This is a genomic window from Rhodococcus sp. AG1013 (genome assembly GCF_003350365.1).
Taxonomy (GTDB): domain Bacteria; phylum Actinomycetota; class Actinomycetes; order Mycobacteriales; family Mycobacteriaceae; genus Prescottella.
Window position 1 is genome coordinate 269,066 of record NZ_QQAT01000004.1, and the last position, 19,605, is coordinate 288,670.

15 protein-coding genes are annotated in these 19,605 nt (G+C 68.7%); 6 read left to right on the top strand and 9 right to left on the bottom strand.

The window, feature by feature from the left end:
- Nucleotides 1-80 precede the first annotated feature (80 nt).
- The 3 genes from DEU38_RS08310 to DEU38_RS08320 all read right to left on the bottom strand — a co-directional run bounded on the left by DEU38_RS08310 (nt 81) and on the right by DEU38_RS08320 (nt 4,850).
- The gene (locus DEU38_RS08310; protein WP_114719905.1) at nt 81-2,615 is read right to left on the bottom strand and encodes an RNA helicase; all 2,535 of its coding nucleotides are present in this window, start codon (nt 2,613-2,615) and stop codon (nt 81-83) included.
- A gap of 68 nt (nt 2,616-2,683) precedes the next feature.
- Nucleotides 2,684-3,721 (bottom strand): alpha/beta fold hydrolase, encoded by a 1,038-nt coding sequence (locus tag DEU38_RS08315; protein WP_114719907.1) that lies wholly within the window; start codon nt 3,719-3,721, stop codon nt 2,684-2,686.
- 178 nt (nt 3,722-3,899) lie between these two features.
- Nucleotides 3,900-4,850 carry a proteasome assembly chaperone family protein gene (locus DEU38_RS08320; protein ID WP_114719909.1) on the bottom strand — a complete coding sequence of 317 codons (951 nt, stop codon included), beginning with the start codon at nt 4,848-4,850 and terminating at the stop codon, nt 3,900-3,902.
- Between the two features lie 298 nt (nt 4,851-5,148).
- Here DEU38_RS08320 and DEU38_RS08325 point away from each other — a divergent pair, with 298 nt between their 5' ends.
- A complete protein-coding gene (locus DEU38_RS08325; RefSeq protein WP_114719911.1) occupies nt 5,149-5,829 on the top strand; it encodes a sensor domain-containing protein in 681 nt (226 codons plus the stop codon).
- 152 nt (nt 5,830-5,981) lie between these two features.
- Entirely contained in the window at nt 5,982-7,148 is a 1,167-nt protein-coding gene (locus DEU38_RS08330) for a DUF4192 domain-containing protein (RefSeq protein WP_114719913.1), read from the top strand.
- On the opposite strand, the gene galE is transcribed toward DEU38_RS08330, so the two are convergent.
- Together galE and DEU38_RS08340 are read right to left on the bottom strand one after the other, a co-directional pair.
- Complete coding sequence (galE, locus tag DEU38_RS08335; RefSeq protein ID WP_114719915.1) at nt 7,128-8,123, bottom strand: UDP-glucose 4-epimerase GalE; 996 nt, start codon at nt 8,121-8,123, stop codon at nt 7,128-7,130. The genes DEU38_RS08330 and galE overlap by 21 nt on opposite strands.
- A gap of 45 nt (nt 8,124-8,168) precedes the next feature.
- Nucleotides 8,169-8,855 carry a metal-dependent transcriptional regulator gene (locus tag DEU38_RS08340; RefSeq protein WP_114719917.1) on the bottom strand — a complete coding sequence of 229 codons (687 nt, stop codon included), beginning with the start codon at nt 8,853-8,855 and terminating at the stop codon, nt 8,169-8,171.
- Between the two features lie 154 nt (nt 8,856-9,009).
- On the opposite strand from DEU38_RS08340, the gene DEU38_RS08345 reads away from it, so the two are divergent.
- Together DEU38_RS08345 and DEU38_RS08350 are read left to right on the top strand one after the other, a co-directional pair.
- Nucleotides 9,010-10,284 (top strand): acetoin utilization protein AcuC, encoded by a 1,275-nt coding sequence (locus DEU38_RS08345; protein WP_114719919.1) that lies wholly within the window; start codon nt 9,010-9,012, stop codon nt 10,282-10,284.
- On the top strand, nt 10,277-12,973 hold the full coding sequence (locus DEU38_RS08350) for a bifunctional GNAT family N-acetyltransferase/acetate--CoA ligase family protein (RefSeq protein ID WP_114719921.1): 2,697 nt from the start codon (nt 10,277-10,279) through the stop codon (nt 12,971-12,973). The genes DEU38_RS08345 and DEU38_RS08350 overlap by 8 nt, the downstream gene beginning before the upstream one ends.
- A gap of 112 nt (nt 12,974-13,085) precedes the next feature.
- Here the strand turns inward: DEU38_RS08350 and DEU38_RS08355 are convergent, their stop codons facing one another.
- The 3 genes from DEU38_RS08355 to DEU38_RS08365 form a co-directional block, all read right to left on the bottom strand.
- Nucleotides 13,086-14,054: a sigma-70 family RNA polymerase sigma factor gene (locus tag DEU38_RS08355; protein ID WP_114719924.1), complete on the bottom strand. Its 969-nt coding sequence runs from the start codon at nt 14,052-14,054 to the stop codon at nt 13,086-13,088.
- 153 nt (nt 14,055-14,207) lie between these two features.
- Nucleotides 14,208-15,686 (bottom strand): methyltransferase, encoded by a 1,479-nt coding sequence (locus DEU38_RS08360; protein WP_114719926.1) that lies wholly within the window; start codon nt 15,684-15,686, stop codon nt 14,208-14,210.
- Nucleotides 15,687-15,742: 56 nt separating this feature from the next.
- A complete protein-coding gene (locus tag DEU38_RS08365; protein WP_114719928.1) occupies nt 15,743-16,099 on the bottom strand; it encodes a DUF3099 domain-containing protein in 357 nt (118 codons plus the stop codon).
- 60 nt (nt 16,100-16,159) lie between these two features.
- Here DEU38_RS08365 and DEU38_RS08370 point away from each other — a divergent pair, with 60 nt between their 5' ends.
- On the top strand, nt 16,160-16,396 hold the full coding sequence (locus DEU38_RS08370; protein ID WP_114719930.1) for a DUF3039 domain-containing protein: 237 nt from the start codon (nt 16,160-16,162) through the stop codon (nt 16,394-16,396).
- On the opposite strand, the gene DEU38_RS08375 is transcribed toward DEU38_RS08370, so the two are convergent.
- Complete coding sequence (locus DEU38_RS08375; protein WP_114719932.1) at nt 16,369-17,508, bottom strand: YihY/virulence factor BrkB family protein; 1,140 nt, start codon at nt 17,506-17,508, stop codon at nt 16,369-16,371. The genes DEU38_RS08370 and DEU38_RS08375 overlap by 28 nt on opposite strands.
- 275 nt (nt 17,509-17,783) lie before the next feature.
- On the opposite strand from DEU38_RS08375, the gene DEU38_RS08380 reads away from it, so the two are divergent.
- The gene (locus tag DEU38_RS08380; protein WP_114719934.1) at nt 17,784-19,523 is read left to right on the top strand and encodes a DEAD/DEAH box helicase; all 1,740 of its coding nucleotides are present in this window, start codon (nt 17,784-17,786) and stop codon (nt 19,521-19,523) included.
- The last annotated feature ends 82 nt before the right edge of the window (nt 19,524-19,605 follow it).

Below are 19,605 nucleotides of genomic sequence, written 5' to 3' on the forward strand. Positions count from 1 at the left end.
CGCTGCAGTCTGCTTCGTCGGGCTGTTACTGCGCGCGACACTCGGTCGATGACGCAGTAACCGCCCGGAGTTCGCCCGGATCAACCCTCCGCGACCTCGAACTCGTCGAAGACCACCTCACCGGCCGCGTCGGATTCGGCGAGGTTGACCTCGGCGAGCAGCGCCCAGCCATGGTCGCCCTGCGGGTCTTCGAGGACCTGCCGGACCCGCCACAGTGTCGGTTCGACGGTCACCTGGAACAGCTGGGGGCCGCGTGCCGACGGTCCGGTCCCGATCTCCTCGTACTCGTCGAAGTACAGCTCGAGCAGGTCGGCCCAGTCGTCGGCGTCCAGACCGTCGCCGAGTTCGGCGAGCTGGTCCCAGCGCCGGCGTGACGCCAGTTCGACGCGACGGAACATCGCGTTGCGCACCATGACCTTGAACGCGCGGGTGTTCGCGGTGATGGGGCGCGGGATGTCGGCGCCGAACGCGACCTGCTGGTAGTCGGACTCGGCGCCCGGATTGGTGAGCTGCTCCCACTCGTCGAGGAGGCTCGAATCGACCTGGCGGATCAGCTCACCCAGCCACTCGGTGAGGTCCTCGAGTTCCTCGGTGCGGGCCTCCGCCGGAACCGTCTGCCGCAGCGCGCGATACGCGTCGGCGAGGTACCGCAGGACCAGGCCCTCGGAACGGGCGAGGCCGTAGTGGCTCACCAGTTCGGCGAACGTCATCGACCGTTCCACCATGTCGCGGACGACGGACTTGGGGGAGAGGGCGAATTCGCTCATCCACGGATGACCGGCGCGGTAGATCTCGAAGGCCGGGAACAGCAAATCCGCCAACGGCTTCGGCCAGGTGATCTCCTCGAGCAGCTCCATGCGCTCCTCGTACTCGATCCCGTCGGCCTTCATCTCCGCGACGGCCTCGCCGCGTGCCGCGTGCTGCTGTGCCATCAGGATCTGTCGCGGGTCGTCGAGCGTCGACTCGATGATCGATACGACATCGAGTGCATAGGTGTGCGATTCGACGTCGAGCAGTTCGAGCGATGCGAGCGCGAACGGCGACAGTGGTTGATTGAGGGCGAAGTCGCGCTGCAGATCCACCGTCAGCCGCGCCATCCGGCCGTACTCGTCGGGCTCGTCGAGTTGCTGGACGATCCCGGCCTGCAGCAGGCCGCGGTACAGCGAGATCGTCTTGAGGATGTGTTTGCGCTGCGCCGGCCGCGACTCGTGGTTGTCCTCGAGAAGATGCCGCATCGCCTGGAAACAGTTGCCGGGGCGCGCGATCACGTTCAGGAGCATCGAATTGCTGACCGAGAAGCGAGAACTCAGCGGCTCCGGGGAGGCGGCGATCAACTTGTCGAAGGTGCCCTCGCCCCACGACACGAAACCCTCGGGTGCCTTCTTGCGCTGTACCTTCCGGCGCTTCTTCGGGTCGTCGCCGGCCTTCGCCAGGGCGCGCACGTTCTCGATCTCGTGCTCGGGCGCCTGCACGACGACGGTGCCCATCGTGTCGTAGCCGGCGCGGCCGGCGCGGCCGGCGATCTGGTGGAACTCGCGGGCCCGCAGTTGGCGGGTGCGGGTGCCGTCGTACTTGGTGAGGCCGGTCAGCAGCACCGTGCGGATGGGCACGTTGATGCCCACGCCGAGTGTGTCGGTGCCGCAGATGACCTTGAGCAGGCCGTCCTGCGCGAGCCGTTCGATGAGCCGGCGGTACTTCGGCAGCATGCCGGCGTGGTGCACGCCGATGCCGTGACGGACCAGCCGCGACAGCGTCTTGCCGAAGCCGGTGGTGAAGCGGAACGCCCCGATGGCCTCGGCGATCGCGTCCTTCTCGGCGCGCGTGCCGAGGTTCACGCTGGTGAGGGCCTGCGCCCGCTCGAGCGCGGCGGCCTGCGTGAAGTGCACGACGTACACCGGCGCCTGATGGGTCGTGACGAGCTCCTCGATCTCCTCGCCGATCGGCGTCTGCGAGTACGAGAAGTGCAGCGGCACCGGGCGCTCCGAGCCCGACACCTCCGTGGTGGGCCGGCCGGTGCGGCGGGTGAGGTCCGCACACAGGTGGCTCACGTCGCCGAGCGTCGCCGACATAAGCAGGAACTGCGCCTGCGGGAGCTCGATCAGCGGCACCTGCCACGCCCAGCCGCGGTCCGGCTCGGAGTAGAAGTGGAACTCGTCCATCACGACCTGGCCGATGTCCGAGCCCGGCCCCTCACGCAACGCGAGGTTCGCGACGATCTCGGCGGTCGCGCAGATGATCGGCGCCGACGAGTTCACCGACGCGTCGCCGGTCATCATGCCGACGTTGTCGGCCCCGAACACGTCGCACAACGCGAAGAACTTCTCGCTGACCAGCGCCTTGATCGGCGCGGTGTAGAACGTTCGCCGGCCCCCGCCGTTCCGCCATGCAGCGAGCGCGAAGAAGTGGGCACCGAGTGCAACCATCGACTTTCCGGAACCCGTGGGCGTGGCGAGGATGACGTTGGCCCCGGAGACCAACTCCATGAGCGCCTCTTCCTGCGCGGGGTACAGCTGCAGGCCGCGATCGCTCGTCCACGACGTGAACGCGTCGAACAGTGCGTCGGCATCTACGCCGTGGGGGTCGACGGTTTCGGGGAGAAGATCGGGAAGCAGCACCGTTACAGGCTAGAGCCTTGCCGAGCAGTACCGGGCTTCCGGACCCGGGACGCCGCCGCGATCGAGTTTCAGGTGGCGCTGCGTTCGTCGGAGCCCATCGCGTCGAGCACCGCCATGCGGGTCGCGGGAGCGCCGGTGATGGCGCCCTCACCGACGCCGTCGGTCAGCAGGTTCCGCCAGCGGGTCTCGTCGAACTCCAGCGGTGCGGTCGACTCGAGGAAGTTCTCGACCACACCGAGGAAGCGGAGCGGGTCGTCGCGGAACGGGAAGTGACCTGCGTCCTCGAAGATCTCGAGGTGTGAGCCGGGCATCGCGGAATGCGCCAGATGTGCGTGGCTGACGGGGATCACCGAGTCGCGCGCGCCCCAGATCAGTTGCACCGGGAGGTTCTCGGTCAGATAGCACCGGTCGAGCATCGTGACCACCTGACCGCGCCAGTCGACCACCGAGCGCAACGTCCGCAGGTATGCCTCGTACGCCGTCGGATCTGGCAGGGCGCCGAGCACCCGGACCAGGTCGGGGGTGTCGTGCAGCATCGTGCCGGGACGCAGCGGCGACCCGTGGAGGCGGGAGACGACCTCGCCGATCGCGCGGACCGACGTCATCGCACCTGGAATGCGCAGCAGCTTGAGGGCCTCGTTGACCACCGGCATCGAGATCAGGCGCAGCAGCGGATGCACGTCCTTGGTGACACCGCCGGCCGACACCAGCACCAGACGGTCGACCATGTGCGGGAACTGGTAGGAGAACTGCATCGCGACGCCGCCGCCGAGCGAATGACCGACGACGGTGACCTTGTCGATGTCCAGCACCGAGAGCAGATCGCGCATGCCGTTCGCGTAGGCGGCCACCGAATAGTCGGCGCGGGGCTTGTCGGAGCGCCCGTGGCCGAGGAGGTCCGGTGCGATCACCGTGTAGTTCTGAGCCAGGTGCGGGATGATCTCGCTCCACGTCGACGAATTGTCGCCGATGCCGTGCAACAGGAGGACGGCCGGACCCGCGCCGGCCATGCGGAACGCGCGCCTGTACCCGTGGATGGTGCGGAACACGAGCCGCGGCTCGGTGTCCGGCACCGGGCGGAGCATTCGCGTGCGGGAGTCGCTCATATCGCCTCCTGAAGCTGCTGCCCGGCACGCGGGCACCGCTCAGATATCGATCGTCCGATTATATCCGTGCACCGAGACGCTATGCGCCATATGAGTCGTCAGTGTGACTTCGGATAACGGAAGGGTTTCGTCGTCCACGATACCTGGACGAACGACCAAATGTTGGGTCGATCAAACCTCAGTTCTGATCGTCGTCCCCGGGTGCGTCGTCGTCGAGGCGGGCCTGCTCGGCGAGGAAGCGTTCGAACTCCGCGCCCAGTTCGTCACCGCTCGGCAGGTCGTCGTCGCTCGCGAGGAGCGTCGACTGCTGTTCCTGGGCCGCGACGTACGAGTCGTACTGGTTCTCGAGCGCCCGGACCACCGACTGGACCTCCTCGTTCGACGCGATGTGCTCGTCGATCTGCTCGCGGACCCGAGCCGACGCCTCGCCGAGCGCGACGAGCGGCAGTTCGAGGTCGGCGATCTCCATGACGTTCTCGAGCAGCGTCTCCGCGGCGGCCGGATAGTCGGTTTGCGCGAGGTAGTGCGGAACGTGCACCGAGAAGCCCACGGACTCGTGGCCGTGCTGGCTCATCCGCAGTTCCAGCAGCGACGATGCGCTGCCGGGGACCTGGAGTTCGCCGGACCAGCGGTGATGATCCTTGATCAAGTCCTTGTTGGTCGAGTGCGCGGTCACGCTGAGCGGCCGCGTGTGCGGGATGGCCATCGGAATGGCATTGATCCCGACGGTCCGGCGCACGCCCAATTGCTCTGCGAGCAGGCGGACCGCCGTGGTGAACCGTTCCCAGCGCAGATCCGGCTCCATGCCGGCCAGCAGCAGGAACGGCGTGCCCGCGGTGTCGCGCAGGGCGTACAGGTTGAGTTGAGGAGTCTCGAAGTCCGAGAAGTGGTCTGCCTTGAACGTCATGGTCGGACGCCGCGATCGATAGTCGATGAGCTCGTCCACCGCGAACGACGCGACGAGTTCGGTTTCGAGGCTCTCACGCAGGTGCTTGGTCGCCAGCTTCACCGCGTGCCCGGCATCGGAGAATCCCTCGAGACCGTGAACCAGGACCGGTCCCAGGCCGTCGGCCGACGACAGATGCGGTGCCGGGAACTCCAGCTCGTACATCTTCGACTGCTCGTCCATGACGGCTCCCTTCCTTCGAACTTCTGCTTCCAGTGTCCCTCACCGGCTCCCGCGTGCCGAAACCGGAGCGGGGGACCAGCGGCGGGGCGCTGCGGTGCCACTGTCGAACAAGATCATCGAATCTCGTCCCTCGAGGGCCAACACCGGGTCGGCCGCATTGATTCCCGGCCCCGGCGCGGCGACGCCTGTACCCGCGGCGATCGATGTTCACCTCGATCGCCGTTCGCGTGTGACAGGCTGTCCGCGCGGAACGCGAACGAGGCGGACACCTCGGCGCTGGGACGATGGAGGCTCGAGCATGTCGCAATGGAAGCGGATCGCCGCGGCGGTGCTGCTGGGATCGGCTGTCCTGCTCACAGGCTGTTCGGAGGCGGTGACGGGAACTCCGCTGTCGGACGAGTCCGTCGCCGCCGATGCGCGGCCGTTGGGAGACCTCCTTCTCGACCCGGCTGCCTTCCCGCCGCAGTACCCGGCGGTCGTGCTTCCCCCGCAGGCAGTTTCGCAGGCTGCGCCCGACCTGACTGGCATCGCACCGGGCGCCAAGGTGGAACCGGCCGGCTGCAAGCCTCCCGTCCAGGACTACGGCCCCGACGGCACCGCGATGGTCGTGGGCACCGACAACGCCAACCGCTCGACGATCACGATCGAATTGATCCGGGTCGCCACGCCGCTCGCGGAGCTCGGAGCGCAGCTGTCCGAGTGCCCGGAGGTGACCGCCACCCGCAACGGGGTGGATTCGTTCGTCCGGACCACCCCGACTCCGCCCCCGCCGATCGATGCCGACGACACCCTCGCGCTGCGACGTTCGGTGAGCTCGGGCCGGGGCGACCAGGCGGTGACACAGTCGATGCTCACCTTGATCGCGCAGCTCGACGACGTGCGGGTGCAGGCGACGTTCATGTCGTTCGGGGCAGATGCCGACACCGCCGCTCTCGACGAGCTGTTCACCGCGGCGGTACTGAAGGTCCACGCGGGCTGAGCCGCCGACGCTAACACGGCAAACCGACAGTCCTGTCTGTGCCCGGAGCCGTGAGCTCGGGGTTCTGCACAGGCGGCGGCGACATCCACAGGTCCACCGAATCCCCAGGTCGTGCCCCGGGCCGGGGGCGCCCTGAGCGGCAGGGTCGGGGCATGACGACACCGGCCTTCTCACACGACTCGCCCCGCCCACACAACCCGGCTCTGTCCGGACACAGTGATCTCGGGACCCCGAACGCGGTCCGGATATCCGACCCCGGTGACCTCATCAGCGCCGTACCGGCCCTGCTGGGGTTCCACCCCCGCCGCTCACTGGTCGCGATCTGTCTCACCGGAACCAGCGTCGGCGCGGTGATGCGCCACGACCTCGTGCTCCACGATCCCGCTGGGGTGCACGGCGTGATGGAACTGGTCCTCGACCAGTTCGCGGCGGTGAGTATCCGGGAGGGTGCCGACCGGGTCCTCGTGGTCGTTGTGGACGATCGGATCCCACCCCGCGCGCGTTCGGGCGACCTGTGGCGGCACTCTGCGATCGTCGATCGTTTCCGGGAACTGTTGTGCGCCGGAGGAACCGAGTTGGCGGCCGCGCATCTCGTCCCGCGAATCGAGGCCGGCGCGCAGTGGCGGGACCTCGTGGGGCACAGCCGCGGCGTGCTGCCGGACCCCGCCGCATCCGAGGTGGCCGCGGCCCAGGTGTTCGGGGGGCGTGCGATCCGGGGGTCCCGTGAGGAGCTGGAAGCAGTGCTCGATCCGGTTCCGGCCGGCGAGCAGGCGTGCATCGCGGAGATCATCGACGCGGCGCGGGAGGCGAGTGTGCGGGGGGTCGCTCTGGCACACACGGCGTCCGATCCCGCCGGCGTCGAACGTGCCCACCTCGAACGCGTCCTCGCGCGCATCGCAGCACTCGACTCGGGTGACGAGATCACGGCGCACGAGTGCGCGGATATGGCGCTCGCACTGGAGAATCCGCACGTCCGGGACGCGCTGCTCGCGCTGACGATCGGGGAGCGCGCCGACGCGGCCGAACAGATGTGGATTCATCTGGGCAGGTCGTTACCCGATCCCGAGCGCGCCGAACCGCTCGCGTTGCTCGGCTACAGCTCGTACGTGCGCGGCGACGGTCCGATGGCGGGTGTCGCGCTGTGTGCCGCGCTCGCGGCCGATCCGTGTCATCGGCTCGCGAACCTGCTCGACGACGCCCTGCAGGCCGGGATCCGGCCGGATGCCCTGCGCGACCTCGCTGATCTCGGATACGAGGTGGCGCAGGACCTCGGCGTGCAGCTGCCGCCGCGGGGCGGGTTATCGCCGCGCGGCGTGTGACCGGTCTCCGAGCGCCTGCAGGTACGTCCATGCGTCGGCGACGATCTCGTTGAGATCGGTGTGCTCGGGCTTCCAGCCCAGCTCGTCGATCGCGCGGTCGCTCGATGCGATGAGGACCGCCGGATCACCGGCGCGGCGCGGCGCGTCCTCGGCGGTGATGGGGAGTCCCGTCACTCGTTCGCAGGCCGAAATGACCTCGCGGACCGTGAATCCTGCGCCGCTGCCGAGGTTGTAGATCCGGTGCCGTCCCGGCTCGGACGACTCGAGCGCCAGCAGGTGGGCCTCCGCGAGATCCAGTACGTGGATGTAGTCCCGCACCGCGGTGCCGTCCTTGGTCGGCCAGTCGGTTCCGAACACCGCGATCTTCTCGCGTTGACCGAGCGCGACCTGGAGCACGAGGGGGATGAGATGCGTTTCCACGACACGGTTCTCGCCCGCGCCCTTGTAGGCGCCCGCGACGTTGAAGTAGCGCAGGCTCGTCGCCGCGAGGGAATGCGCGTTCGCATACGACGTGATCGCATGGTCGATCGCGAGTTTCGTGGCGCCGTACGGGTTGGTCGGACGAGTCGGATCGTCCTCCGTGATCGGTGTCCGCTCGGGCTCGCCGTAGGTGGCGGCCGTGGACGAGAACACCAGACGTGGCGTACCGGAGACTCGCATCGCTTCGAGCAGTGCGAGCGTCGTGACGACATTGCCCTGCCAGTACTGCTCGGGGCGCTCGACCGACTCGCCGACGAGCGACTGCGCCGCGAAATGCAGCACACCGTCGAATCGAGGTGCGCTGTCGCCGGATCCGAGAACGGATCCGGCGACAGCAGCCACGTCGCCTTCGATGAAATCGGCGCCGACGGGAACCGCGTCGGCATTACCCGTCGACAGATCGTCGACGACGACCACCTCGTGGCCGCGCTCGAGCAGTACCGTGGCGCACACGCTGCCGACATAGCCGGCACCGCCGGTAACCAGAAGTCTCACCGTTCATCTCCTCTGGCACCGGCGTCGAACCGGCGAAGCGGTCTGTCAGACCTGCTTCACCTGGACGGCGTGGGCCATTTCCTCGGGAAGGTCGAATTCGTCGTGACCGGACACGGTGATCGTCACCGAGCCGGGTCGGGTCTCGACTGTAACCCGGGCATCGGGAACCACGCCCGCCTCACGGAGTTGGCCGATCAGTTCGGGATCGGACTGCACGTGCTCGGCGAGTCGCCGAACCACGACTGCGGTCGGCTTGCCCGGGGGCACGTCGGTGAGCCGGATCAGCGTCTCCGCGTTGCCTGCCGGGCGGTCCAGTCCCAGTTCGGCAAGCCCGGGAATCGGGTTACCGTACGGCGACGTCGTCGGGTTGTTCAGCACCTCGACGAGGCGCCGCTCGACGTCCTCGCTCATCACGTGCTCCCACCGGCAGGCCTCGGCATGCACCTGGTCCCAGTCGAGTCCGATGATGTCGACGAGCAACCGCTCGGCGAGACGGTGCTTGCGCATGACCGAGACCGCGAGGTTGCGGCCCTTCTCGGTCAACTCCAGATGACGGTCGCCTGCCACCTGGAGCAATCCGTCACGCTCCATGCGGGCAACCGTCTGGCTCACGGTCGGTCCGCTCTGCTCGAGCCGTTCGGCGATCCGCGCGCGGAGCGGGACGACGCCCTCTTCTTCCAAGTCGTAGATCGTCCGGAGATACATCTCCGTGGTGTCGACCAGATCCTTCACTCTTACACCCCTTCGTCCGGAGTGATTCTACCGGGCAAATCACGTTCCGGGTTCCGCTCGGGCGCCAGGCGCGTCCGGTCCGCCGTCGGGGCTCCGAACCGGTCCCGGACATGGCGCCTCGCGCCTGCCGTGCCGCGGCAAGTAACTTGGGTCCATGACCGCGTCGACAGGTCCCGTCGAGGGCATCTCAGCTTCCGCAAGCGACCGCGTCGTGGTGTGGAGCCCGGACTATCTCAGCTATCGCTGGAGTCCCCAGCATCCGATGAACCCGACCCGTCTCGAGCTGACGATGGATCTGGCGCACGGACTCGGGCTCGTCGAGGGCGCCGAGGTGGTGCGGCCCGACGCCGCCACGGACACCGACCTGCTCCGCATCCACACCCCCGCGTACATCGACGCGGTGAAGCTTGCCGGATCGGTTCAGGACGGCCCGCTGCCCGCGGAGGTCGAGACCCGGCACGGGCTGGGCACCGAGGACAACCCGGTCTTCCCCCGGATGCACGAGGCCAGCGCGATCCTGGCGGGCGGAACCCTGGCGGCGGCCGAGGCGATCGCATCCGGCCGCGCCCGGCGCGCGGTCAGCATCGGCGGCGGAATGCACCACGCGATGGCCGACTGGGCGTCGGGCTTCTGCGTCTACAACGACGCCGCGATCGCGATCTCGTGGTTGCTCGACAACGGATTCGACCGCATCGCGTACGTCGACATCGACGCGCACCACGGCGACGGCGTGCAGCATGCGTTCCTCGGTGACCCACGGGTGCTGACGGTCTCGATCCACCAGCACCCGGCGACCCTGTGGCCGAACACCGGCTGGTCCAGCGAGGTGGGGGCGGGCGCGGCCGAGGGCACCGCCATCAACCTCCCGGTGCTGCCCGGTACCGGCGATGCGCTGTGGCTGAGGGGATTCCACGCGGTGGTTCCCGCCGCGATCGCAGCCTTCCGCCCGCAGATCGTGATCAGTCAGTGTGGCGCAGACAACCATCGGGAGGACCCGCTGGCCGATCTCGCGCTGACCGTCGACGGGCAGCGGGCGGCGTACCTGGCGATGCGCGACCTCGCGGACAGATACGCGGAAGGGCGGTGGCTCGCGGTCGGCGGTGGCGGCTACGGCCTGATCCGTGTCGTGCCGAGGTCTTGGACGCATCTCATCGCCGCGGCGCTGGATCGCGAGATCGATCCCGCCACCACGATTCCCGACTCGTGGCGTGAGAAGGCACACTCCCTTGCACCGAGCGTCGATCTCCCGACGACGATGGGGGAGTCCGGCGACACCGCGTACATGCCGTGGGACGGACCCGGAGGTACGCCGGAAACGGGTGTCGCCTCGATGGACCGGGCCCTGACCCGAATCGACGCGGCAATCATCGCGACCCGCCGCGCCACGTTCCCACTGCTCGGACTCGATCCGGAGGATCCCCGTGACTGACGGCACCGCCAAAGACGCCAAGGAAGTCGATGTGGAACGGGCACGGAACTTCCCGCGCCACTGGCTGGCGGACGTGCTGGCCTCCGACGGCGGCGTCGTCCACCTGCGGCCGATCGTCCCCGACGACGCCGACAAGCTCGTCGAGTTCCACAGCAAGCTCTCCGAGCGCACCCGGTATCTGCGTTACTTCGGTCCGTACCCCACGATGTCCAAGCGCGACATCGTCAACTTCACCACCGTCGACCACCGCAACCGCGTCGCCTTCGTCGCGATCCTGGGTGACGAGATCATCGCCGTGGGCCGCTACGAGCGGTTGCTCGACGTGGGCGACGGCCGGTCCGCCGAAGTCGCGTTCGTCGTCGCGGACGCCCACCAGGGCCGCGGGCTCGGGCCGATCCTGCTCGAACACCTCGCCGGTGCGGCGGCGGAGAACGGTCTGAACATGTTCGTCGCGGAGGTGCTCGCGGAGAACCGGAACATGGTCTCGGTGTTCCGTGAGGCCGGATACCAGGTGAGCCGCAGCTTCGACGGCGGAGTGTTACGCCTCGAGTTCGCGATCGACCCAACCGAAGCGCTGCTGTCGGTGCGGAACTCCCGCGAGCGCGCTGCCGAGGCGCGCAGCGTCCGCAACGTCCTCAGCCCGCGGTCCGTCGCCGTCATCGGGGCGTCCACCGACAGCTCCAAGGTGGGCAACGCGGTGCTGGTGAACCTGTTGCGTGGCAACTTCTCCGGTCCGGTGTATCCGGTCAACGCCGAGCACCGGTCGGTCCGTGGCGTCCGGGCGTACCCGACGGTGCGCGACATCCCCGACGACGTCGACCTGGCAGTGGTCGCGGTGCCGGCGGAGTCCATCGACGCGGTGCTCGACGACTGCCTCGCGAAGGGCGTCAAGGCGCTGGTGGTGGTGTCGGCGGGATTCAGCGAGACCGGTCCGGACGGACGGCACTCCGAACGCCGGCTCGTGCACGCCGCGCGGGCGCACGGTATGCGGCTCATCGGCCCCAACGCGCTCGGCGTCGCCAACAACGACGTCGCCGTCTCGCTCAACGCGACGCTGGCCCCGGTGCTGCCCAATCCGGGCAAGGTCGGTTTCTTCTGCCAGTCCGGCGCCCTGGGCATCGCGATCCTCGACCAGGCCGCCAAACGTCAACTGGGACTGTCGACTTTCGTCTCCGCCGGCAATCGCGCCGACGTGTCCGGCAACGACCTGCTCCAGTACTGGGACACCGATCCCGACACCGAAGTGGTCCTGCTGTACCTGGAGAGCTTCGGCAATCCCCGCAAGTTCTCCCGGATCGCCCGGCGGGTGGCACGGAACAAGCCGATCGTCGCGGTCAAGAGCGGACGCCACGCGGTGCCCCCGGCGCTGGCGGCGACCGGTGTCGAGATGGACGATTCCATCGTGCGGTCGCTCTTCGAACAGGCCGGTGTCGTGCAGGTCGGGTCGATCTCCCAGCTGTTCGACTGCGCGATGCTCTTCGGATACCAGCCGCTGCCGGCCGGGCCGCGGGTCGCGGTGGTCGGCAACTCGACCGCCCTCGGGGTGCTCGCCTCCGATGCCGCGCGCCGCGAGGGGCTGCAGGTGGGGGAGCCGGTCGATCTCGGCGCGCAGGCGACTCCCGAGATGTTCGCCGGGGCCGTGTCGCGAGCACTCGCATCGTTCGACGTCGACGCCGTGATCGCGGTGTTCGCGCCGCCGGTCGCGGTGCCCGTCGAGCCGTACGCGCAGGCCCTGCGTGAGGCCGTGATCGGCGCCGACAAGCCGATTCTCACCACGTTCCTGGCGACCGAGGGCATCCCCGACGTCCTGGCGGTGCGCGGTCCGGACGGGCATCCGACGCGCGGCTCGGTGCCGTCGTTCCCCGGCCCGGAACGTGCCGCGTTGGCATTGGCGCGGGCCTGGCGGTACTCCGCGTGGCGTGGACGTCCGGTGTCGAAGGTGGTGCGCCCCAACGGGATCGACCCGGACCGCGCGAAGCGGCTGATCGACGGTTGGCTGGGGGAGTCGAACGGGCGGTGGCTGTCGGACTTCGAGGCGGCGCAACTGCTCGAGTGCTACGGGGTGCACGTGGTGGAGTTCCGCGCGGCGACCACCGAGGACGAGGCGGTCGAGGCGGCGGACGAACTCGGCTACCCGGTCGCGGTCAAGGCGACCGGTGAACAGTGGCGGCACCGCCCCGACCTCGGAGGCGTGCGGCTGGACCTGGTGGGACCGGACTCCGTGCGGTTGGCGTACCGCGATCTTGCGGCCGCGTCCGGTGAGCCCCTGTTGCACGTGCAGAAGATGGCGACCAAGGGCATCGGCTGTGTCGTCGGGGTCCAGGACGACCCGTCGTTCGGCTCGCTCATCTCGTTCGGGCTGGCCGGCGTGATCTCAGATCTACTGGGGGACCGCGCCTACCGAGTACTGCCACTGACCGAGGACGAGGCCACCGAGCTGATCGACGCGCCCAAGGCCGCACCCCTGCTGTCGGGCTACCGCAGCGCGGTCCCGGTCAACAAGAAGGCCCTCGTCGATCTCGTGCAGCGGGTGTCCGCCCTCGCCGACGACCTGCCGGAGGTTCGTTCGCTCGCGTGCGAACCGGTGCTCGCGTCGGCGCAGGGTGCCGAGGTGACCGATGCCCGGGTGCGGATCGGACCGGAGCCGAGCATGGCGGATCTGGGTCCGCGGCGACTGCGGGAGTGGTGAACCGGACCGGGAACCGCAGGAACCCGGCCGGGAAATGCGAAAACCCGGCCGGTCGTGGCCCCCGAGGGGGGAGGGGGCACGACCGGCCGGGAGGCGCGGGAGAGCGTTCGGGTCAGCTGGCGTACGAGCGCAGTCGATCGGCACGCTCACCCTGGCGGAGCTTGCCCATCACCTCGCGCTCGATCTGGCGCACCCGCTCGCGCGAGAGGCCGAACAGTTTGCCGATCTGGTCGAGCGTGCGGGGCTGGCCGTCGTCGAGGCCGTAACGCAGCCGGATCACCTGCTGCTCGCGTTCGTCGAGCGTCGCGAGGACGCTGCGGACGTCGCTGTGCAGCAGCCCGGCGATGACGGCGTTCTCCGCGGACGTCGCCTCGGAGTCCTCGATGAAGTCGCCCAGCGGCGCTTCCTCGTCGTTGCCGACCGGCATGTCCAGGCTCACCGGGTCGCGGCTGTGATCGAGCAGGTCCGCGATCTTGTGCTCGGGGATGCCCGACTCCTGCGACAGCTCCTCGTCGGTGGCCTCGCGGCCCAGCTGCTGGTGCAGTTCGCGCTTGATGCGGGCGAGCTTGTTGACCTGCTCGACGAGGTGGACGGGCAGGCGGATGGTGCGGCTCTGATCCGCCATGCCGCGAGTGATGGCCTGACGGATCCACCACGTCGCGTACGTCGAGAACTTGAAGCCCTTCGCGTAGTCGAACTTCTCCATCGCACGGATCAGACCGAGGTTGCCTTCCTGGATGAGGTCCAGTAACGGCATGCCGCGTCCGGTGTACCGCTTCGCCAGCGACACCACGAGACGCAGGTTCGCCTCGAGCAGGTGGCGCCGGGCGGCCTCGCCGTCACGGACGATCGTGGCGAGGTCCCGCTTCTTGACGGCCGTGAGGCGCTTCTTGGTCTCCAGCACGTGCTTGGCATAGAGCCCAGCTTCGATCCGCCGCGCCAGGTCGACTTCGTCTGCAGCGGTCAGCAGTGCTGTCCGGCCGATCCCGTTCAGGTAGACGCGAACGAGATCCGCGGCCGGGCTCTGGCTGTCCAGATCGGAATCGGCGGTGCGGGGTCGAGTGGTGCTGGGGCTTGTCATGACGTGCCTCCTCGTCGGGGTGTCTCATATGCCTCAACGCTCCGACGGCCCGGGAAAGTTCCCGAACGGATTCACCTCTGCGGCCCGTGACCTGCGCGTTCCGGGTGCCTCCCCTGAGAAGTTCCTGAGAAGGTACCCGCCCGGGAACGCGCGTCAGGCGGGCTCGATCAGCCCGTGACGCACAAGCGAATGGACCAGCGGTACTGCCGTGGCCGTCAGCGACTCCTCGTCCTCACCGTGCGCGAAGGCGAGCAGCGTGATGAGCTCTTCCAACGCCAGTCCGTCGTCACGCATTCCCGCGAGCAGTGCCGCTGTGAGATCGTCCACCTCGTGCTGCCACTGCGGTCCGTTGCCGCGATGCACGCGCGCCACCACCTGATCCCAGCCGTCCTCGCCCGGTAGGTACACCCGCTCGAGGGCGGTGTCGGGCCGGACCGCGAACCGTGCCGACAGGACATCGTGCTCCCGCAGCCACGCGAGACGCTCGAAGTAGGCGAGGGCCTCGTCGCCGAGTGGGTCGGTGAAGCCGTGGCGCAGGTCCTCGCACAGGATGTCCGACGGCTCGTCCGTGCGCCGGAGATAGACGAAGCCGAAGCCCACGCCCTCGACGTCGGCCTGCTCCAGGTGGTCGAGCCATCTCTGGGCACGGGCCTGCACGGCCGGGTCACGAGGGTCACCGCCGCCGTCGCGCAGCCACGTGCCGACGTAGAGCGCGGGATCGGCGACGTCGCGCTGGACGATCCAGGCATCGATCCCGTGTGCCGGCAGCCACGAGGCGATCCGGTGTCGCCAGTCCTCGCCCTCCACGTGCAGCCACGACGCCAGCAGCGCCGCCGTCCCACCGGTGTTCAGGTACTCCGCCGACCGGGAGATCATCAGCTCGCTCGCCTCGTCCAGGTCCAGGCCCGAGTCGCGGTAGCTGTTGACGACGCGGGCCTCGCTCACGACGAACGGCGGATTCGCGACCACCTGGTCGAACGTCCGGCCCTCGACCGGCTCGAACCACGAGCCCTCGAGGAGTTCGAAGTCCAGGCCGTTGAGCGCGGCGGTCGCCGCGGTCAGATCCAGTGCCCGCGGGTTGATGTCGGTGGCGGTGACCGTGCCCGAATAGTCCGCGGCGCGCAGGGCCTGGATGCCGCAGCCGGTGCCCACGTCGAGCACGGTGCCCACCGGACGGGTGGGGGTCCCCTGCAGCAGCGACAGCGACGCGTGACCGACACCGATGACGTGGTCGTCGGCGGTCGGTCGGGCGCGCATCGAGCCGTCGAGATCCGACAGCACCCACCGGTTCCCCGTGCCGAGGTCGAGGGGGCGGAGGTCGAGTTCGGCGCGCACCGTCTCGCCGGTGCGCGAGAGCAGGCCGGCCGCGACCGCGTCGTCCAGCGCGAGTGGTGCGAGCGCGGACGCGACGTCGGCCGCATCGCAGTCGTCGCACAGGAGGAACAGTCGAACGAGCTGTCCCAGGTCGCCGCCGTTCGCGGTGGCGCGGCGGACCGGCACCGGTTCGTGCCGGTCGAGCGCGGCGTGGGCGTCGGCACCGAGAAGATCGAGAATCGAGTCGGTGTCGTACGCGCAGCGCGTCAGCGCTTCTCGGAGCGGGCCGCAGATGGAGAGCAGGAGGTCACGGGTCACGCGAGCATTGTTGCAGCCGTCATCGCACGCTTACCGGACCGGACGAGCGCGGCCGCTCAACCCTCGATCGTGCGGTGTTGCCTGGACTCGAGCGCATGCGCTGCGTCGCGGTGGTCGTACCTGCTCGGCTCGTCCTTCGACCGCGGCGGCCTGTCGTTCGCGATCAGGACCGCGATCCAGGGCAGCGGGATGGAGAGGGCGATGATGCCCACCGAGATCCAGGCGTTCCCGAACATTCCGTACGCGATCGCCGCGAGTATCAGCGCCGGGAACCGGAACGACATGATCGTCAGGTACTTCCGGACACGCGCCCGGTGCTGATCTTCGATGGACTGCGCAGCCTCGGTGATCAGAGCCGGGTTGCGGGGTGTGCCGCTCTCGGCCGACTCGTCGAACCCCGATGTTCTTGCCATGGGTTCCACTGTTCCACTCTCGCGAAGCAATTGCACATGCGGTTGCGGCATTATTGGGATGTGAGCACTTTGACGAAGGAACGTCCCGACACCACCACCGACGAGACGACCGACGACGACACCCCGAAATTCTTCCATTACGTGAAGAAGAACAAGATCGCCGAAAGCGCGGTGATGGGAACCCACGTCGTCGCGTTGTGTGGCGAGGTGTTTCCGGTCACCAAGTCCGCGAAGCCGGGTTCGCCGGTGTGCCCCGAGTGCAAGAAGATCTACGAGGGATTGCGCAAGGGCGACTGAGCGTCCGTGTCGTCGGTGGGCGCGTCGGACTCCGGTGCGTCCACCGATCCGCAGCCCTGCGACTGGGGCTCGGACTCGCATTCGGATCCGGACTGTGATCGATCCGACGTGAACCGGATCGGTCCGGTCGCGAGCCGTCGCGTCAGATTCGTCACAGGGCCGGCGTCCTCCGACGCATCGATCGCGGCCTGCGCGGCGATCCAGTCACGCACCTGCTCCATGCGGGTGGCCCGCGCCGGCCAGAACTCCTGGATCGTGGCGTTGAACTCGGCACCGAGCACGACGGCGAAGCCGAGGAAGAACGTGAAGAGCAGGAAGGCGATGGGCGTCGCGAGCGCGCCGTAGGTGTATCCGGTGCCGGCCACCGCGCTCAGATACCAGCGCAGAATCGTGCTGGCGGCCATGAAGAACACGCCGGCGAGCAGTGCACCGCCGAGCAGTCGATGCCACGGGAGCGATCTCGGCAGTGCCACCTTGTAGAGGGTGGTCAGGCCGACGATCAGGAGCAGACCGACCGCGGGGTAGTAGAACGCGTCCACCATCTCCGTCCCGACCGTGTGCCAGGACTCGGGGAGCGCGCGGCCGATCATCGTCGGCCCCAGTGCGACCAGTGGCAGCGTGAAGACGGCGAGGACGAGGAAGCCGACGTAGAGCAGCAACGCGAACACCCGCTGCCACACCGGGTGCCGGGCGTCCTGTTGGCCGTGTGCCTCGACGATCGAGTCGACGAACGTCGAGATTGCCGACGAACCCGCCCACAGCGACAGCAGGAAGCCCACCGAGATGATCTCCGGGCGGCCTCGCCCGAGGACATCTCCGACGGTTGGCTGGATGATCTGGTCGACGACGTTCTCGCTGAACACGGTGTGGCTGAACGTGATGATCTTCGACTGGATGATCTCCACCGTGTTCGGGCCGAACCACCCGCCGACATAGCCGAGACTGCCCAGCAGTCCCAGCAGCAGCGGGGGTAGCGACAGGGTCTGCCAGAACGCCGCGGTGGCCGACTTGCCGAAGATCGAATCGTGCCAGGCCTTGGACGCCGTTCGCCCGACCAGCTGGGCACACCGACGGAGTGGTCGGCGTTTCGTGGCGGGCGGCGTCTCACTCATGATGCTTCCAGGATTCCTGACAATGCGCCGGGATGCCCGGTGGGGCGCCGCCGTGTCGCCGTCGATTCTGCCACCCCGCCGCCGGGCGAGGTCTGTGCAGGATCACGTCCCCGGCCGCGCGGCTGATGCTGAATCGGTCGGTCCCGACCGCTAGGCTCCTCGGGGGTCGTCGCCCGAGGGCGTGGCCCCGAGACTGTGGTCGGGCAGCGGCCGAGAACCCCGTCAGCGAAGCAAGGAGTGGGAACAACTGTGCGAAGCCAGCGGCGAGGTGCGATGTGAGCGCTGAACCCGGAAGTGTCGAAACTGCACCAGCTCCCACCGGCTCCCTCCGAGCGTGGCAGCGGCGTGCCCTGACCAAATACCTGGCTACCAAACCCCGCGACTTCCTGGCCGTCGCGACCCCGGGCGCCGGCAAGACGACGTTCGCGCTGCGCGTGGCCTCGGAGTTGCTGCGTGACCGCACCGTCGACCAGATCACTGTCGTCGCGCCCACCGAGCACCTCAAGCACCAGTGGGCGGAGTCCGCGGCCCGCAACGGTATCGCTCTGGACTCGCACTTCTCGAACTCGACGGGGCAGACGTCGTCGGATTACCACGGTGTGGTCGTCACGTACGCGCAGGTCGCGTCGCACCCGTTCAAGCACCGCGTCCGGACCGAGGCGCGTCGGACACTGGTGATCCTGGACGAGATCCACCACGGCGGTGACGCGAAGAGCTGGGGTGACGCCATCCGGGAGGCGTACGGCGACGCGACACGCCGCCTGGCACTCACCGGTACCCCGTTCCGCAGCGACGACAGCGCGATCCCGTTCGTGAACTACGAGCCCGACAACGAGGGCCTGATGCGCTCGAAGGCGGATCACTCGTACGGCTACTCCGACGCCCTGGCCGACGGCGTCGTCCGTCCGGTGGTGTTCCTCGCCTACTCGGGGGAGGCTCGCTGGCGCAACAGCGCCGGCGAGGAATTCGCGGCCCGGCTCGGTGAGCCGCTCAGCGCCGAGCAGACGGCCCGCGCGTGGCGCACGGCGCTCGACCCCGCCGGAGACTGGATCCCGGCGGTCCTGGCGGCCGCCAACACCCGTCTCGGGCAGTTGCGCGCCGGCGGCATGCCCGACGCGGGTGGCCTGATCATCGCGACGGACCAGACGGTGGCCCGCGCGTACGCGAAGACCCTCGAGGCGATCACGGGTGAGGCGCCGGCGCTGGTGCTGTCGGACGACCCGACGGCGTCGAACCGGATCGCGGAGTTCGGCAAGAGCACGCAGGCGTGGATGGTTGCGGTACGCATGGTGTCCGAGGGCGTCGACGTGCCGCGGTTGGCGGTCGGCGTCTACGCCACGAGCGCGTCCACGCCGCTGTTCTTCGCGCAGGCCATCGGTCGGTTCGTGCGATCGCGGACCAAGGGCGAGACGGCGAGTGTGTTCCTGCCGTCCGTGCCGGTGCTACTGGACCTCGCCAGTCAGCTCGAGGCGCAGCGGGACCACATCCTCGGCAAGCCGCACCGCGAGAAGGACGGTCTCGACGACGACCTGCTCGCCGACGCGAACAAGCAGAAGGACGAGCCGGGCGAGGAGGAGAAGGCGTTCGTCTCGCTGGGCGCCGACGCCGAGCTGGACCAGGTGATCTACGACGGCTCCTCCTTCGGGACCGCGACGTTCTCCGGGTCCGACGAGGAGGCCGACTACCTTGGGCTGCCCGGATTGCTCGACGCCGAGCAGATGCGGGCGCTGCTGCGGCAGCGCCAGCAGAACCAGCTGGACAAGCCGGCCGCCGCTGCCGCGGCGGCAGCACCGCCGACCCCCGCGCCCCAGGTGGCCGAGCGGGTGGCGTCCGCGGGCCAGTTGGCGAACCTGCGCCGCGAACTCAATTCCCTGGTGGCGATGCACCACCACCGGACCGGTAAGCCGCACGGTGTCATTCACGGCGAACTGCGTCGCGTGTGTGGTGGTCCGCCGACGGCGATCGCGACCGTCGACCAGCTCACCGATCGCATCGCGACGCTCCGGCAGTGGTAGTGGGCAGTGGTAGTTCGCTGGTAGTTCGTTCCGGAACGCCGAAGCGGGTGACCACCGATGGTGGTCACCCGCTTCGGGAACT

Bases quoted from the DNA above. Each gene is read 5' to 3' on its own strand.
- DEU38_RS08325 (WP_114719911.1), top strand. From the start codon at position 5,149: ATGTCGCAATGGAAGCGGATCGCCGCGGCGGTGCTGCTGGGATCGGCT.
- DEU38_RS08375 (WP_114719932.1), bottom strand. From the start codon at position 17,508: ATGAGTGAGACGCCGCCCGCCACGAAACGCCGACCACTCCGTCGGTGT.
- DEU38_RS08345 (WP_114719919.1), top strand. From the start codon at position 9,010: ATGACCGCGTCGACAGGTCCCGTCGAGGGCATCTCAGCTTCCGCAAGC.
- DEU38_RS08320 (WP_114719909.1), bottom strand. From the start codon at position 4,850: ATGGACGAGCAGTCGAAGATGTACGAGCTGGAGTTCCCGGCACCGCAT.
- DEU38_RS08365 (WP_114719928.1), bottom strand. From the start codon at position 16,099: ATGGCAAGAACATCGGGGTTCGACGAGTCGGCCGAGAGCGGCACACCC.
- DEU38_RS08330 (WP_114719913.1), top strand. From the start codon at position 5,982: ATGACGACACCGGCCTTCTCACACGACTCGCCCCGCCCACACAACCCG.
- DEU38_RS08355 (WP_114719924.1), bottom strand. From the start codon at position 14,054: ATGACAAGCCCCAGCACCACTCGACCCCGCACCGCCGATTCCGATCTG.
- DEU38_RS08315 (WP_114719907.1), bottom strand. From the start codon at position 3,721: ATGAGCGACTCCCGCACGCGAATGCTCCGCCCGGTGCCGGACACCGAG.